The organism is Pseudarthrobacter scleromae (assembly GCF_014644515.1).
GTDB lineage: Bacteria > Actinomycetota > Actinomycetes > Actinomycetales > Micrococcaceae > Arthrobacter > Arthrobacter scleromae.
The window spans coordinates 277,831-293,767 of sequence record NZ_BMKV01000001.1 but is presented as its reverse complement, the minus strand read 5'-3'; the positions used below and the strand labels follow the sequence as shown (position 1 = coordinate 293,767).

Below are 15,937 nucleotides of genomic sequence, written 5' to 3'. Positions count from 1 at the left end.
AGAAGATGCTCGTATCAGTCGATACTCAAAGACGAATTGTAAGTGTGAGCTGGGTTACTGACCGGGCGCGTAGACAAATTGGCGGCCGCGGATGCGGGGTAGGAACCGTTTTGCGTCGATAACTAAGGGGTCATGCGGTAACCGACGCCGTGCACCGTTTCGACCCACCGGGGCCGCCTTGAGCTGTCCCCGAGGCGCTTGCGGAGACTGCTGAGCTGAACCTCCACCGCACGCTCTTCCCCCGCGCTGACAAAGGAATCAGTGCTGTAGGGCTCATTCCGGAGCCGCCTCACCAGATCAGCCTTGGTCTGGACCGTCCGTCCGTTCTCCATAAGGACCAGGAGGATGTCGAACTGACTGCGGGTCAGGGCGACGGGGGCACCATCAATCACTACGCGGCGGGTACCCTCATGCAGGTTCAGCCCCCGGTGGACAAAGTCGAAACGGTCTGCCGGCGAAGCCTGCGCGCGGCCCGTCCCCGAAGGGGCAGGACTGGAATGATGCCCAGCGCCGTCATAACGGATGCTTCTCGGCCGGCGGAACATGGCCCTGGCGCGCGCCCTGAGTTCCCTGGGGCGGACGGGTTTAGTGAGATAGTCATCGGCACCCGCTTCAAATGCCATGAGCGCATCCGCTTCATCTGTCCGGCCGCTCACCATGATGACGTAGGCGTCGCTGAAGGTCCTGATGCGCCGGGACGCTTCAAAGCCATCGAAATCCGGGAGCCCGCTGTCAATCACCACAATGTCCGGGTTGTGCTTCCGCACGCTCCCCAGACCTTCGGCGCCTGACGCGGCTGCCTGGACGGAGAAGCCGGACCGACGGAGAGCCTCAGCCAGCGCCAGCCGCGTACCGCCGTCGTGCTCGATCACCACCGCCACGCGGCGTTCCACCATCGCTTCTCCCTCTGTCGAGGGGCCCCAGGTTAGAGAGCTGGATGGAAGTTGCTGCTGCCGGCGGCCCGGGCCGCCTGAGCATCAAGGTCAGCAGTAATCCGGGGCCGCACGTTGAACTCTTCCTTGTGCATTCGGTGCAGTGCGCTGTGTGGCTGGGTTTTTGTCTGCGTCAGCTGTTGACGAAGCCCTTCATCCAGGTCTTCAGGTCCTCGCCGAACTCCACCCGCTCTGAAGCGAGGGTGATCACGGCCTTGAGGTAGCTGAGCTTATCCCCGGTGTCGAAGCGGCGCCCCTTGAACACCACGCCATACACACCGGAGCCTTCACCCTCCCCGGCGGCCAGAGTCTGCAGCGCATCCGTCAGCTGGATCTCATTGCCGCGACCCGGCTCGGTCCCCTCCAGGATCCCGAACACGGCCGGGTGCAGCACGTACCGGCCGATCACGGCCAGGTTGGACGGCGCATCCCCCACCGCAGGCTTCTCCACCAGGCTGTTCACCCGGACATAATCCTCACCCTCCACAGCAGTGATGTCCGCGCAGCCGTACGCACTGATCTGCGCCGGATCCACCTCAATCAGGGCAATCACCGAACCGCCGGTCTTCTGCTGCACCTCCATCATGGTGGTCAGCAGGTCCTCGGCCTCATCAATGAGGTCATCACCCAGGAGCACAGCAAACGGCTCATCCCCCACGTGCTGGGCCGCGCACAGCACCGCATGGCCCAGGCCCTTGGCCTCGCCCTGGCGGACATAGTGGATGGGGCCCAGCTCCGAGGCGTACTGCACGGACTCCAGCTTGTCCTTGTCCCCCTTGAGCTCCAGCGCACGCTCCAGGCCCGGCTCGCGGTCAAAATGGTCCTCCAGGGAGCGCTTGTTCCGCCCCGTGATCATCAGCAGGTCCGTCAGGCCGGACTTCACCGCTTCCTCCACCACGTACTGGATGGCCGGCCGGTCTACCACCGGCAACATTTCCTTCGGCATTGCCTTGGTGGCGGGCAGGAAGCGAGTCCCCAATCCGGCAGCAGGAATGACGGCTTTGGTTATTGCTTTCCCCGTTGTCATAGCTGAACCCTACAAACGGGGGCGTCAAAATGGGAAATCGAACACCCTTTATCAGGAGCTGACAATGTTCACATCAGTAACATGCTCCATTCACCCAACTAATGACTTCAGGTGAATTACCTCCTCAATGAGACATCGGTCACCCATGGTGTTGCAGAATCACAGCTTCGGCTCAAATCATTTCCCGTTCCACGCTTTGGATCTGTGCGGTGATGCTGCTCACAAGCGCCTGAACTGGGGTGATGCTCCCCACGAGGCGCAGCATGACAACTCTGAGGAAATCTTGAGAAAGCCTCTTAATTTGAGGGAGCCTTGCGTAAATCGAAGGAAAATTCTGAGAACTCACCTGTTCAATTGGTTGTAGCAGGAAAGGCAGGTAATGCTGCTGCGAGAAATAGAGTACCCGCTACTCGTGTACTGGTAATAATTTCCTGTTTCTAATTATGTTGTTAGCTTTCGGCCCCCCGCGGGGCCGGCACCAGCCGGAGTCGACGGCGGAAGCCAGCCCTTGAGACCAGGCTGGTCCCCCAGTCCGCCGTCGACTCCTCTTACCCGTCCGCCCACCCAGCTCCGCCCTGAATAGCACCGTCACCGCCTGCCGCGTCCTCATCGTCGAAGAGGGACCGGCGGGCTTCTTCATGCCCGCATGCAACCCGCTCAGCGGCTTGGCCGGGCCTTCTCAACCCAGCTCCACCGAGCGCACCAGCTTGTCCTAAGAGGAAAGAACACATCTTTTGAAGTCCTTGTTACACGATTCGTACACCCGTCAGATGTCCATGGTCATTGTCGTAGGACTAGTGCTGTCGGCTCTTGTACCCCTCGTCGTTCAGCTCTTTCCCGACGGTGCGGACCTTCCCGTGTTTGCAGCAGCTGCGCTGCCCTTCCTGCTGGCCCTGGCCCTGATCGTCAGGCCCGGCATTGCCGCGCCGAACCGCAGCGGGGATGCCCAGGCACCTGAGCGGCTGGGGGCCGCTCTTCTCCTGTACCTCTCCCCCGTACTCCTGCTGAACATCGTGTACCCATTGGTCAGCCCTTCCATGGCTGCCGTGGACGTCGATGGGGTGCCGCTGACGTTGGTGGTGCTGGCCTCCTCCATCACCGTGCCCTGGATGGCCCAGGCAGCGTGCCTTCCGATCTACCGCGTCCTCGGAGACCTCATGGCAGAGCGGAACCTCGAGGACATTACGCGGAGGTTTTGCCAGTTCTGGCCCATGATCTTTGTGCAGACCCTGCCCCTGATCGCAGTGTTCGCCGTGCCCATGTGGCTGGCGTCGGGATGGTCCGCCACGGTGATGCTCGATTATGCAGTCCTCTGTGTCCTGCATCTGCTCTTTGTCCAGTCACTGGTACTGGCCAACGTTGCAAACCGCCGTGGCCTGTGGGCCATCGCCTGGTCAGGCTATGCAGCTGCGCTCTTCATCGCTCCTACCGTGTGGTGGCTTCCGCCCCTGGTCGGAACAGTTACACAGCTCATAGCCATGCGTTCGGGCCTTCGCCATCTGGGCTTTTCCCAACGCCTGGGCATGCGCGTGTTCAATCTCGACCTGGTCCGCGGGCTGCTCATGGGCGCAGTCCTGTGGGCCGACAAGTTCGCCCTGTTCCTGGTCACCAAAGGAGACTTCCAGGTGGTCGCAGTGTTCGCTGCCATGCTGCCGGCGGTCATTGCCTACAACTTCTACTTCGTCCACCTTGCGCCGTCGGTGGACAGGGCTCTCAACGGCCTGCACCGGGACATCGCCGAAGCGCCCATCAGCTCGCTCAAGGGCAGTTCCCGGCGCCTAACCCGCGTTGTGGACCGGTCCGTAGTGCTCACCGGCGCTATCGCCGCACTGCTGACACTGTCAGTGTCCCTGGTCATGGCAGGAGTTGATCCGCTGCACACACTGCTGGCGGTGGCAGCTGCCGCGGCATCGTGGGGATTCATGGTCCTGACCCTGCTGAGCTACGAGTTGGATTTCATCGGCGAAAAGGCCACGCCCCAGATCCTCGGAGGAGTCCACCTGGCGGTCTGTGTCCTCGCGTTCGCGGCCGGCGGACTGTTCGGCCCCCTCACGGGTGCAGCCGGAAGTTACCTGCTGCTGGGGGCAGTGGACGCCGTCCTCATCGCCGTCGCCTGGATGCTTTACAAGCATCACTGGAGCCAGCCGGAATACACGCTCTTCTGGCGCCACGCCACCACCTGGTAGCCCGCCGCCTGCAGTCCCGGCGGACACTCTCCGCCCCATCAACGCCATACGCCTGAATGTTCAGAATGCCTAAGGGGAAAACTTTGTACTCGATCGCAAGAAGCCGGACCAAGAAACCAAAGGCCCTGCCACCGTTGACGGCTGCCCCCACCGAGGCGGCTCCCAAGCCTGTGTACGACGACGTCGATGTAGCCATCGTGATGGAGTCCACCTACCCGTATCTCAAGGGAGGCGTCTCCGCGGTTGTCCATGACATCGTCACCCACAACCCTGACCTGAGCTACGGCATCATCCACATCACCTGGGATTCGGATGCGCCCCTGACCGACCTGTACGGGATGCCCTCCAATGTGCGCTGGGTCCGCACGGTATTCCTCAGCATGGAAGAACACCGGCAGGACTTCCTCGCCGTCTCGGTCAAAGACCTGGGCATGACGGCGCCGCAGCGTGAAGAACTTTCCCACCGGCTCTTTGACGCCCTCTACGCACTGTCCGAGCACGGGGACGTTGACGGCCTGTGGGATCTGATCGACGAGGGCCTGAACGAGCGCACCCGCCGGTACCCCCTGTGGGCCCTGCTCGGGTCCAGGGAATTCATGCAGACCCTGCAGGAGCGCATGCCGCAGCTGGACCTCTCCTTGGCGAACTCGTTCTGGACATTGCGCAACTTCTTCTCCCTTGCCTTCGCCGTTCTCGGTGAAACCATGCCCCGCGCCAGCGTCTACCACGCCCACACCACCGGCTATGCTTCGCTGCTCGGAGCGGCAGCAGCACGGGACCATGACACCTCATTCCTGCTGACCGAGCACAACCTCTACGTCCGCGACACCGTCAACACCCTGCTGGACCGCAACATGGCCCTGTCCATCACCGCAGACGACTACCGGACGTTCGACGTGACCGCTGAACAGCGTGCGTGGATGGCGTGGTGGACGGAAATGGGCCGGTTCTGCTACCCCAGCGCACGGCTCATCACCTATCTCTACCCGAGTGCCATCACCGAGGCGGCCCGGCTGGGGACCGACATCGACAAATCAGTTGTGGTGCCAAATGGCATGGTCATTGAAGAGTTCGACGACAAGTACCGCGCCCGCCAGCAGGCGCTGGCCACCATGGAGCAGGAGGGTGCGGACTACGTCTGGCACCTTGTGTACATCGCCCGGGTAGTCCCCATCAAGGGTCTCCTGGATCTGCTGTCCAGCATGGACATCTTGCGGGACCGCGGGTACCCCAACCTGCATCTGGACGTCCTGGGTCCCACCGAGCACGTCCCCGAATACTTCGAGGCCTGCCTCGCGAAGATCGACGCCCTGGGCCTCCACGACCACGTCACTATCCACGGGACAGTCCATGTCCGGGAGATGCTTGACCAGTTCGACCTCCTGGTCCTTCCCAGCTACAACGAAGGCCAGCCGATCGTCATTCTTGAGGCCATGGCCGCCGGCATACCCACTGTTGGCTCCGACGTGGGAGGCGTGGCGCAGCAGATTGCCGATGACCTCATCACTGCGGACGGACGCACCATAGGTCCGTGCGGTGAAACCGTCACCCCGGGCGACGTTCAACAGATGGCCGACGGCATCCAGGCCGTCATCGGCAACCTGGATTCCTACGCCGCCTATGCTGCCAACGCCCGCAAGCGGGTCCAGGAACTGTTCCAGATGCACGAGGTCATGTCCTCGTACAACCAGATCTACCGTGCCCTGGGCGATCTTCCGATTGTCGGGGACATGGTTCAGTTCCCAGAAGATGAACTGGCTCCGGCAGAGCTGTGAGCGGTGTTGGCGCGTGGATCCGATACGGCGATCCAATCACCCCGGAGCAGACGGCGTTCGCGGCCGACCATTACCGCGCCGCCATCCTGCAGCCCTGGGAACTGGACGCGGCAGCTGAGCTTAAGCGGCGCCGCCCGGACATGACAGTCCTTTGCTACAAGTGCCTGTCCTCAACCCGGGATTATGAGCCCGGGCCGGTCTACAGCTCAGGTGTGTCATACAAGGAAGCGGAGGACCAGGGCGGAAACTGGTTCGCCGCCCGGCTGGACGGTTCCCGCATTGAGTGGAACGGCTACGGCGGGCACTGGCAGATGAACGTGCAGGACCCCGGGTACCGTGCACGCTGGGTCCAGAATGTCACTGCGGAACTGGCGGACTCGCCCTTTGACGGTGTGATGGCTGACAACGACGTGTTCGAGGACTACTACCAGCTGAACCTGCCCATCCGGGAAGCCTCCTCGATGGCTGACCTGCGGGGCGGGCTTGACCTCCTGGTGCACGCCGCCGGCCAGTCCCTGAACCGCGTTCACAAGATCCTGGTGCCCAACATCGCCGAATCACGGCGGCTCCCCGGCCGGTGGGCCGCCCACGCAGCCTACGGGGGCGGGTTCGAGGAAGTCTGGCTGGGCTACGGGCCGGAGAACCTTTTCGATCCCCACACTGCCGAGGCACAGCTTCCCCAGGCGGAAGGCCCGGGCCTGTCCATCCTGCGCGTACCGACCGACGGGAATGACAACCATCCCAACTTCACGTACGGGCTGGCGGCTTTCTGGATCTTCAGCGGCGGCCGGGGTTCCTTCTCGGCCACCGCGCACGACGACTACAGCCGCACGCAGCACATCCCCGCACTTGATTGGGCGCTGGGCAAGCCCAAGGGTAATCCGAAGGGCCGCCACCACGTCTGGTCCAGGGAGTTCAGCGACGGATGGGCTGCTGTGAACTTCAACAACGACGGCCGCCGCAGGCGCCGGATCACGGTGCCGTCCGGCCTGGTGGACGCAGCTGGAAACCCGGCCCCATCATCCCTGGTCCTGCCTGCACAGCGGGGCGTCATCTATCAGCGAGGGCAGAACCATTAAGATACTCATCACCGGCGGCTGCGGGTACATCGGATCCCACACAATCCTCGGATTGCTCGAGGCCGGACACGACATCACGGTCATTGATAACCTCAGCAACTCCTCCTCCGAGTCACTGCTGCGGGTGGAGAGGCTCGCGGGACGGGACATTTCCTTTGTCGAGGGGGACATCGCTGATACCTCTTGCCTGGAGAAGATCTTCACCCAGGGGGCTATTGAGGCGGTGATCCACTTTGCCGGCTACAAGGCCGTGGGAGAGTCCGTCAGCCAGCCCCTGCGCTACTTCCGCAACAACGTCACCGGAACACTGAACCTCCTGGAAACCATGGACTCCCATGGCGTCCGGAACCTGGTGTTCAGCTCGTCGGCCACCGTCTATGGGGCGAACCCTGACATGCCGTTGAGGGAAGACCTTCCGCTGAGGGCCACGAATCCCTACGGCCGGACCAAACAGCACATCGAAGAGATCCTGACGGATCTCCAGGCCGCTGACGGGCGGTGGCGGATAGCACTCCTGCGCTACTTCAACCCTGTAGGGGCCCACCCCTCCGGGCTCATCGGGGAAGACCCGCAGGGTCCCCCCAACAATCTCTTCCCTTTCGTCACCCAGGTAGCTGTGGGCCGCAGGGACAAAGTCAGTGTTTTCGGCAACGACTACCCCACGCCTGATGGAACAGGAATCCGCGACTACATCCATGTCATGGACCTCGCCGCAGGCCACGCCGCAGCGCTGAACTACCTGGCCGACCACCGGGGGCTGCACACGTGGAACCTGGGGACCGGCCAGGGCTACTCAGTCCTGGACATCATCCATGCTTTTGAAACTGCGTCGGGCACCACCATCCCCTACGAGATCGTGGACCGGCGTCCGGGAGACGCCCCCGTCAGCCTGGCCGATCCGTCCAGGGCCCTCCACGATCTCGGCTGGAAGGCGTCCGAGACCCTGGAGAGCATGTGCGCAGACTCCTGGCGCTGGCAGCAAAACAACCCCAACGGGTACCGGACCAGCACACAACCTGGCTAACCCTTGGGCCGCCGTCGTCCTTCCGCTTACGGAGCCGGCAGGTACTTCCTGCCAAGCGTCAGCCACCCGGTCAAGGTCTGGTCCTGGGAAGCATTTGCGAAGCGCAGGGGCATTCCGTTTGCCAGGGGGTTAACCGGCCGCACCAGGAGTGTGTAGTACCCCGGTGCCAGTCCGCTGCTGCTGACAGGTGCTTTCCACTGAACGGTCATCCCCGGCTTCACCGCAGAAAGCTTCCACGGGGTGGTCCATGTCCGGGCGATTTTTCCCGCACCGTTGACGGCAGCCACCTGCACAGGCCAGTCGTAATAGAAAGGCGCAACACCCACATTGCTCATCTTCACGCTGAGATCACTCTGTCCCTGGGCAGCCCCCCGGGTCAGGGCGAAGGCCGTCGCTTGGAACCGGTAGCCCAGGGACTGGGACGCCGCGGTGGCATCACTGAGCGCCTGGCCCGCGTACCCCGGACTGAATGCGTGGTGGTTCAGCAGCCAGGAGGCGTGCGTCGCTTTAACGCTGCCTGCAAAGTCGTTATCGGCCCCGTCCTCGATCACCGGACAGTTCATTGGCGCGTTGAAGATGCAGTGCTGGATTTCAGGGCGCAGTTCTCCGCCCACCGGCTGGGAGAGCCACTTCTCCGTGGCGCCGGCCTGCATCAGTTTGTCCATGAAGTGCCAACCTATGCCCGGCAAAGTTCCTACAGCGAACGAGTCGTCATGGTAGCCGACGTTCAGGCTGCTGTTGGCCGCGTCCGGGTACCTCACCTGAAGCTTCGTTTTCTTAAAGGCGTTGGTGTAGGCCTGGAGCACCCGTTGCTGGGTGGCCGAGGATGCAAGCCAGTTCTCGGGGCTCGCCCACCCGTCATGGGGGTACGTGTGCCATTCACCCCAAAAACCCAGGAGGCCCAGTTGGATGAACCCGATGCGCGGATCTCCGTCATAGCGGGACCCGAGGGCTGCGATGAAACCATCCAGGGCTTCCAGCAGGCGTGGGTCCTCGTAATTTGGGGAGACACTCACACCATTGTTGCCGTGGTCCGTATAGGTGCGGGTGGAAAGTCCCGAGGTCAAAAGATACCCGGGAATGCCAGAGGCCTTGCCAGGGTAATCAAGGTAGAACCTGAAAACTGCCTGGTGACCGCGTGCGGAGATGGCGTTCAACTGCGCGTCAAAACTGGACCAGTTGTACGTTCCGGGGCCTACCACAACAGAGTTGACCGGGGCATAGAACCACTCCATGGAGTGCGGCACCCCTGTATAACTGCCCGCGAACGGAACGAAACCCGCCAAGGGATTACTCGCTGGAACAGGACCAGCCGCCAGGGAAACCCACTCCCCCGGGGGATCCGCCGCTTCCGCTGCGGGAACGGTGGACGCGGACGGGACTACCAGCAACAGCACCGCTACAAAGCAGGAGACAAAGGCGGCAGTAAAAAGCCGTCCGCGTCGCTTGCTCCCCAGCAGGCAATACCTCAATGTATTCAATTGCACTTCCCCCTGAGACACGGTGCCAAGCACCAATGAGACCAAGCAGTGACAAACACCGGTGAGACCAGGACGTACCACGCCACCACCCCTGGCGGCACTGCAACCTCAGCACGTGGGACTGATCATAAGGCTTGAAACAGGATTGTCCTCAAGGAAGCCCACAACTTTTTTCAGAATTTCGGGGCACGGATCAGTCCCGGCCCAAGGAAGGAATTATGAGCCATCACCAAACCCGGCAGGATGAGCGGGGAGCCCCCGTGAACAGGGACGTCCCGGCCCGCCCTGCGGACGCCGCCAGGCTCGTGGACCGGTCAGTCCTCGACCGGCTGGGAAAAGAACTGGACGACGACGGCGAGGGGTACACGAGGATTTTTGTCGCCAACTTCATCACATGCCTCCCAGGCAGGATCGAACGGCTGCGGCTGGCGCTGACCACCGGAGACTTGGAGGCAGCCGTCGATGCAGTGTTAAGCCTGAAAACGTCCAGCCAGATGGTGGGTGCAGAGCGGCTGGCCGGCCTGGCCATGGATCTGGAAACGGAAGTGCGCTGTGAGGCTTCGCGCTCAGACACGATGGCGCTCCCGAAGCTGGCAGCGGCATTCTTGGGTCGCATTGCCCGGTGTGGCGGCCAGACGGTGCACATCCTTGATCAATGGACTTGAGCAGGATCGGTGAGCCGGAGATAGACCCCCGCATTGGCCGTTTAACGATGCCCTTCCGGGGCGGGGGTCGGTAATAGTCTGTACGTTTCGCAAACTCCTTGACCCCTTCCAGCGGTGGGGCCACACTCGGTGAAGACGATAGGCAAAAACGGCTACCGGCCGGTGAGCGGAAGCCTCCTTTCAGCGGGGCGGGGCGCGAATTCGTCTACAGGGAAAATGACAACGAGTGGGGGCATCAGTGATGGGCATTGAGAAGTTGTGGGACCGGCTTGAGCCTGGAACGCGGCAGTGGCTGGTGGACAATCCCGGCTGCAGGATTCTTCCCCGGACCGTGGTGGCCGCCATCGCGAAGGCCACGGGCGAAGAGCTGGAGCAGGATAGGCACGGTGAAACCGTCCTCTCCCCCAGCGACTGCGAGTTCATCCGCACCACCTCGCAGCTTCAGGACGCCAACAGCCACAAGTCCCCGTAACCACGGCCCAAGTCAGCCTATGCATCACTGGTAAGGACACGGTGCTGGGCCTGCGTTCTGATCGCCAGAGTTCCGTCCCGCTGCTAGAGCAGCGTTCCCGCGAGGAAGGCTGCGTAGCACGCAGCGGCCGTGATCGCGATGCCGTCACGGGTCCGCTTGGGTGCATCCAGCGCAACCAGGACGCCCACGACGGCCAGGAGCGCCCAGCAGACCGGATGCCCCCAGCGGATGGCGAGTTCCTGCACTCCGGAGGTTTGCGCGGCCTTGTCCGGCACAATGACAGTCCACACGACGGCCATGCCGGCTGCCGCCGCAGCCCCCGCCAGACCGAGCGCCTTTCGGTGGCTCCGCGTCCATGCGGTCAGCATCGGCCGCAGAGGACCGCCTTCCCGGCGCTGCATACCCCTCATGCTCCGGACACCCCTTCCGGCAGCCCGCGTCCGCAGCCGCCACGCCCACATAGTATCTCCGCGGCGTTTCTGGCGTGACCTAGGGTGGCACCCGTGCCGAAAGACCCTTGACCCCTTCCTTGTGCGGGGACCACACTCGGAGGACGCGCAGGGCACGGAGGGGACACATGCAGTCCTGCGCTTCCTAGCCGCAGCGGGCACCGCGGTTTTCCAACACAGCGAAATTTCAAAGGTGGGGGCGTCTGTCATGAACATTGAGAAGTTGTGGGACCGGCTTGAGCCTGGAACGCGGAAGTGGCTGGTGGACAATCCCGGGTGCAGGATCCTTCCCCGGACCGTGGTGGCCGCCATCGCGAAGGCCACGGGAGAGGAGCTGGAGCAGGACAGGCACGGTGAGACTGTCCTCTCCCCCAGCGACTGCGAGTTCATCCGCACCGCCTCGCGGCTTCAGGAAGCCAATAACCAGATGTCCCCGTGACCCACGGATGCGGCGGGATTTCGTATCTGGCGTCCCACGAACTGTAACGATGCTGCGCGGTTCTGCCTACACTGGAAGACGAATTGCAGGTGTGAGGCAGATTACTGACGGGGGCCGTGGGCGCAGTGGCAGGCAAGGACGCCGGGACGGAACCCGTCCCGCTGGACGAGATTGACCGCAGGATCATTGCGGAGCTGACCCGGGACGGCCGCATGTCCGTCACGCAGGTGGCCGAGAACGTCCACATCTCCCGGGCGCACGCGTACACCCGCATCGCCAGACTCACGGGTGAGGGCGTGCTGTCCAGGTTCACCGCATTGGTGGACCCCATCAAGGCCGGGCTGCGCTCGTCCGCCTACGTGACCTTGAAGCTGAAGCAGGACGCCTGGCGTGAGCTCCGCGACCAGCTGGGCGCCATCCCTGAAGTGCACCACGTGGCCCTGGTGGGCGGCGACTTCGACGTGATCCTGCTGGTCCGCGCCGTGGATAACATCGACCTGCGCCGGGTCATCTTCGATCAGCTGCAGTCCATGCCGGGAGTGCTGGATACCCAGACGTTCCTGGTGTTTGAGGATTTGGATACCCGGTAGCCGTCGTCGCCGCGGGCACAATCGAGCAGCCCGCGGCAAGTTCGACGAACTCCTCACAAGCGGGGGATCCCCGGAAGGGTCTTGGGGTAGTAGCCAGCGCGGTCGAGGACTGACCGCGCAGCTATATCGTCCAGGATGGGTCCGTTGGCGGACTTCCGGAAATGAAAAGGTGCTTTCCGACAGTATCCAGTGCCTAGGAGCATTTCCACGTGGTCGAACTGTCCGGCGGTGTCCGCTTCCGCGTCGAAGAACCCCAGATCTCCGGGCTGAATCCGGTCGAAGGATGGCGGGCCCCGTTCACGCCTCGGAAGCACAAGAAATAGCGGTGACAACTGATGCCACCGATGTGGCCAGTGCGGCTCGATGCTTGATGTTCAAAGGTCCCCTAATAGTTGTCACCCGGCCGTGTTGCTTGACAATGCGTTGTTTGAAGCCGCAGCGGTAGCATAAAGCGGCCGGCGGCGCGGCCTGAAAAGGTTATTCGCCGGCCGCTCCACCAAGAACCAACTTAGAACCGCGAACGGCGCGGTAGCCAAGATGCTAAAAACAATGAATGCTGTTGGGCCAAACTGCGCGGCACCACCGATAACCAACCACTGCTGCATCGGAAAAGCGTAGAGGTATGTGCCGTAGGAGAAGTCATCGGTCTTACACAGCGCAGCAAGAGGCTTGGGAATCACAAGGCCGAGCCACAGAAGCAGGTATGCCACGGGTAATGCAGACAGAGATTTTCCTTGCCCTACCGCGAGGACGACCAGGAGAGCGCCGCAGGCTGCGAACGCCATAGCGTTGTTGCAGGGAATCTTATCGGCGTAGGCGTGAATTGTTGCGCCTGCAAGGAAGAACGGAACTAACAGGGCGAGGTCCGCGGGGATACCGCCGATATCAGCAGCATGCACGGCCAAGCTTCCAGCGGTGGCACCCGCGAAGGCGGCAGGGAAAACAGCACGCTGTTGCCGCACGAAGCTGACGAGCAGAGCCACGCCGACCACTATGTAACAAAGAACCTCGAAGCGAAGCGTCCAGAGGGAACCATTCCAGGCCCCCGAATAAGGCAGCCCCGCAAGGGTGCTCCCGATGTCGCTCCCGCCAGCCTTGACCATGACAGCGTTCCAACCTATAAACTTTGCAGCTTCTATGGCGGACCACCCACCACGGACAAGCCCTGCCAGCCCGGAGGCTATAACTGCAGTGAAGAAGAGGCAGGCCCAGTATCCGGGGAGGATCCTGAGTGCCCGCCTGATCGAGTAGCTTTTTAGATCGCTACGAAATCGGCTCTGGGTGATGAGGTAGCCGCTGATCGCAAAGAACCCACCTACAGCGAAGCTTCCGAGGCCCAGTCCACCAATTGCCGGGTCAGGGCCGTAGCCACCAACGGGGAACGCATGCGAGACAATCACGAGAACCGCCAGCACAAGGCGTATGAGGTTGAGCGCGTTGTCGCCGCTGCCCATACGGTTCCCGATAGCATTTGCGTGCGCGACCAAATTGCGTCATCCCCCAAGAAGTAGTTGCCCCAATGATACGGGGTCAATAAGACGGGGCAGGCTCCTAACACTGGACGGCTTGATTCTATGTCCCGATTAGCAGGGCGCCCCTACAGCAACACAACAGGCTTCATTTACTGGGGAACGTCAGATTCGCTGACCGAGTAGCGCCGGCGGACCTATGACTTCGTCCTTCGGGGCTGGCTGCTTTTGGCATTGACGCAAGCCCGCGGCTAGGGCGATCGCGCCGATCATAAGCGGCCACTGGTAGAAGTCGAAGAAGATAATCTGCGCTGACAGTCCGACGGCGAGGACTCTTCCCAGCAGGGCGCCCCTTTGCAGGATCATGGCAAGAAGCATTATCCCCAACAGCGCTACGGGGATCACCCCGTAGTCGAACCACATAGTGAGATAGCTGTTATCGAACGTTGCAGCAAGATTATCCGACGTCTTATTGGCCGTGAAGTAGGCGACCAATGCGCCAGGACCCAGCCCCCACCACCAAGAAAACTCAGTGTGGGTGATCTGACTCCATGCCAAGTTCACCCGCAATTGACGTGCGAGGGCTGACTGGGACTCTGCGAAGTTCTCTACGCGCCCTGTAGCGGCGGAAACCACGTTGCTAACGCCGTCCGGGAAGACGATTATCGCCATAACGACGAGGCATAGCCCAATCAAGCCGGAGTAAAGACCCCAAAAGGAGACCTTCGGGCGCCGGATTATCAGGACGAGTAATAGTCCAACCGCCGCCCCTACCCAGGCGCTCCGCGCCCCGCATAGCACCAGGCCGCCCAAAGAGGCAACGAGTAGCACGCGCCACCATTTCGGTGTGAGTACTGCGGAGATTAGGGCTGTGACCATGCAGTACCCGCCGTACAGGATGGAGTGGCCCATGATGGCGGCGCTGCGGGAGGCGTCACCGCGTGAGGTGTAGGACTTGGCAATGGCGAACTGGTCAAGAACCGGCCAGTATCCCGCCACGCGCTGGTACGCGGCAAGTAGGAACAATGCCGGGGCGGCCCATGCGACCATGAGCGCAACGCGGCGCATTCGCTGAGGGTCAAGCCGCGCCTCTGCCACAAGGTGCCAGGACACCACGACAAGGACCAGAAGCGGCTTGACGTTCGCAAACCAGTCCCCCGGCGACGTGCTGTGGATTATCCCCGAGAGAATGATGGGTAGTAGGAACCACAAGATCCAGCCAGCTTCGAAGAACCTTTGCTTCCGCGTGATTGCCCGCACAAACCTGCCTAGCACGGCAAGCGCGAGGGCGGCATAGAACACGTAGGTCGCCGCTTGCCCCGGCCAGCCCAGGTTGATGGTGATCGGAGTGAAGAACAACATCGCCACGAGCGCGTAGAGGCCAACTGCTGGGCGGACTACACAGTAGAGGAAGCCAAGGGCAACAGGTACCGCAAGAACCAGAATGGGCTTGACCAGAGCTAAGAGCCCAATGCCTATCAAGCATGCCGGAATCAAAAGTCCTGGCAGGGCTAGGCCAATGCCACTACGCCTTACCCCCAAATTTGCGCGAGTCACGTGCACGAGTTTACCCGGACGAACAAGGAGTTCCTCATGAAGGCATTGCTTCTGTCTTGATCGTGGCCTTCGTATGCGGGGCCGGGACAATCGCCTTGGCCAGCACCTTGGAGCCCAAGGTCGAAAGCATGCCCATGGTGATGGCAGCATATTGCGCACTCCGACTGACCTACCATGAGCCAGCTGTGTAGCCTCCAAGCCCCTTACCTGATGACCCGAACCACGGAATATTGTTCAATGGCATAGCAGTGATGGCGGGAATTAAGGGCTTCCGCTGGCATGATGAGCGCAGCCCAATTGGCAGGAGAAGGCGGCGGCGCGGTTTCCGATACGTAGCAGTCCATCGCCGTCCCCTTAGCCAAAAACGGGGTCGCCGGAGATGCCCTCAAAGTGTCGAACTTTATCCCCGTTGGCGCAGTTCCATCGTGCACGCGACGTCGTAGACGAACACGTTGGTACGTACCATAGGGCGGATTTCATGCTCGCCCTGGCCGCGCGCATGCCGGCCGCCTAAGTAGCGATGTGATCTTGATGAAGGTCCGGGTAGGGAAGGTACATTTCATCCGTCCGGACCGATGCCACCAGCGCGTCCGTGCCTCTGACCATGGTTCGCATCGATTTCCGCGGGTTGCCATCCGGCAGTCTGAGAAACTGCGTGGTCTTGAAGCCGAGGGCAGCGCGTGTCCCTTCATGCTCACGCAACCAAATCTCGGTACGCCCGGCCAAACCACGACTTCGCATTTATCCGGGTACTGTGCTAGCAGCCCACCACCTCTTCATCACGGTGCGAAT

Annotated in this window: 14 protein-coding genes; 8 read left to right on the top strand and 6 right to left on the bottom strand. The window is 61.9% G+C overall.

What is annotated here, in order from left to right; translation table 11 throughout:
* Window positions 1–122: 122 nt before the first annotated feature.
* Window positions 123–896 (bottom strand): response regulator transcription factor, encoded by a 774-nt coding sequence (locus tag IEX33_RS01355; protein ID WP_188727110.1) that lies wholly within the window; start codon window positions 894–896, stop codon window positions 123–125.
* Window positions 897–1,065: 169 nt separating this feature from the next.
* Window positions 1,066–1,959, bottom strand: a complete 894-nt coding sequence (gene galU, locus IEX33_RS01350; RefSeq protein WP_188727108.1) for a UTP--glucose-1-phosphate uridylyltransferase GalU — start codon at window positions 1,957–1,959, stop codon at window positions 1,066–1,068.
* Window positions 1,960–2,729: 770 nt separating this feature from the next.
* On the opposite strand from galU, the gene IEX33_RS01345 reads away from it, so the two are divergent.
* From IEX33_RS01345 to galE, 4 genes are all read left to right on the top strand, one after another.
* Window positions 2,730–4,145: a hypothetical protein gene (locus IEX33_RS01345; protein ID WP_188727107.1), complete on the top strand. Its 1,416-nt coding sequence runs from the start codon at window positions 2,730–2,732 to the stop codon at window positions 4,143–4,145.
* A gap of 83 nt (window positions 4,146–4,228) precedes the next feature.
* On the top strand, window positions 4,229–5,920 hold the full coding sequence (pelF, locus tag IEX33_RS01340) for a GT4 family glycosyltransferase PelF (RefSeq protein ID WP_308421940.1): 1,692 nt from the start codon (window positions 4,229–4,231) through the stop codon (window positions 5,918–5,920).
* Window positions 5,917–6,999 carry a putative glycoside hydrolase gene (locus tag IEX33_RS01335; protein WP_188727105.1) on the top strand — a complete coding sequence of 361 codons (1,083 nt, stop codon included), beginning with the start codon at window positions 5,917–5,919 and terminating at the stop codon, window positions 6,997–6,999. The genes pelF and IEX33_RS01335 overlap by 4 nt, the downstream gene beginning before the upstream one ends.
* Window positions 6,995–8,023 (top strand): UDP-glucose 4-epimerase GalE, encoded by a 1,029-nt coding sequence (gene galE, locus IEX33_RS01330; RefSeq protein WP_188728128.1) that lies wholly within the window; start codon window positions 6,995–6,997, stop codon window positions 8,021–8,023. The genes IEX33_RS01335 and galE overlap by 5 nt, the downstream gene beginning before the upstream one ends.
* 26 nt (window positions 8,024–8,049) lie before the next feature.
* Here galE and IEX33_RS01325 read toward each other — a convergent pair whose 3' ends face one another.
* Window positions 8,050–9,258: a DUF4832 domain-containing protein gene (locus IEX33_RS01325; RefSeq protein WP_229675180.1), complete on the bottom strand. Its 1,209-nt coding sequence runs from the start codon at window positions 9,256–9,258 to the stop codon at window positions 8,050–8,052.
* 464 nt (window positions 9,259–9,722) lie between these two features.
* Between IEX33_RS01325 and IEX33_RS01320 the strand changes: the two genes are divergently transcribed.
* Together IEX33_RS01320 and IEX33_RS01315 are read left to right on the top strand one after the other, a co-directional pair.
* A complete protein-coding gene (locus IEX33_RS01320) occupies window positions 9,723–10,169 on the top strand; it encodes an Hpt domain-containing protein (protein WP_188727103.1) in 447 nt (148 codons plus the stop codon).
* Window positions 10,170–10,410: 241 nt separating this feature from the next.
* Complete coding sequence (locus IEX33_RS01315; protein WP_188728124.1) at window positions 10,411–10,641, top strand: hypothetical protein; 231 nt, start codon at window positions 10,411–10,413, stop codon at window positions 10,639–10,641.
* Between the two features lie 83 nt (window positions 10,642–10,724).
* Here the strand turns inward: IEX33_RS01315 and IEX33_RS01310 are convergent, their stop codons facing one another.
* The gene (locus IEX33_RS01310) at window positions 10,725–11,051 is read right to left on the bottom strand and encodes a hypothetical protein (RefSeq protein ID WP_229675179.1); all 327 of its coding nucleotides are present in this window, start codon (window positions 11,049–11,051) and stop codon (window positions 10,725–10,727) included.
* Window positions 11,052–11,298: 247 nt separating this feature from the next.
* Between IEX33_RS01310 and IEX33_RS01305 the strand changes: the two genes are divergently transcribed.
* Both IEX33_RS01305 and IEX33_RS01300 read left to right on the top strand, forming a co-directional pair.
* Window positions 11,299–11,529 carry a hypothetical protein gene (locus tag IEX33_RS01305; protein ID WP_188727101.1) on the top strand — a complete coding sequence of 77 codons (231 nt, stop codon included), beginning with the start codon at window positions 11,299–11,301 and terminating at the stop codon, window positions 11,527–11,529.
* Window positions 11,530–11,654: 125 nt separating this feature from the next.
* Window positions 11,655–12,119 carry an Lrp/AsnC family transcriptional regulator gene (locus IEX33_RS01300; protein ID WP_188728120.1) on the top strand — a complete coding sequence of 155 codons (465 nt, stop codon included), beginning with the start codon at window positions 11,655–11,657 and terminating at the stop codon, window positions 12,117–12,119.
* 395 nt (window positions 12,120–12,514) lie between these two features.
* Here the strand turns inward: IEX33_RS01300 and IEX33_RS01295 are convergent, their stop codons facing one another.
* Together IEX33_RS01295 and IEX33_RS01290 are read right to left on the bottom strand one after the other, a co-directional pair.
* Complete coding sequence (locus tag IEX33_RS01295) at window positions 12,515–13,573, bottom strand: acyltransferase family protein (RefSeq protein ID WP_188727098.1); 1,059 nt, start codon at window positions 13,571–13,573, stop codon at window positions 12,515–12,517.
* 180 nt (window positions 13,574–13,753) lie between these two features.
* On the bottom strand, window positions 13,754–15,145 hold the full coding sequence (locus IEX33_RS01290; RefSeq protein WP_188727096.1) for an O-antigen ligase family protein: 1,392 nt from the start codon (window positions 15,143–15,145) through the stop codon (window positions 13,754–13,756).
* Window positions 15,146–15,937: the final 792 nt, after the last annotated feature.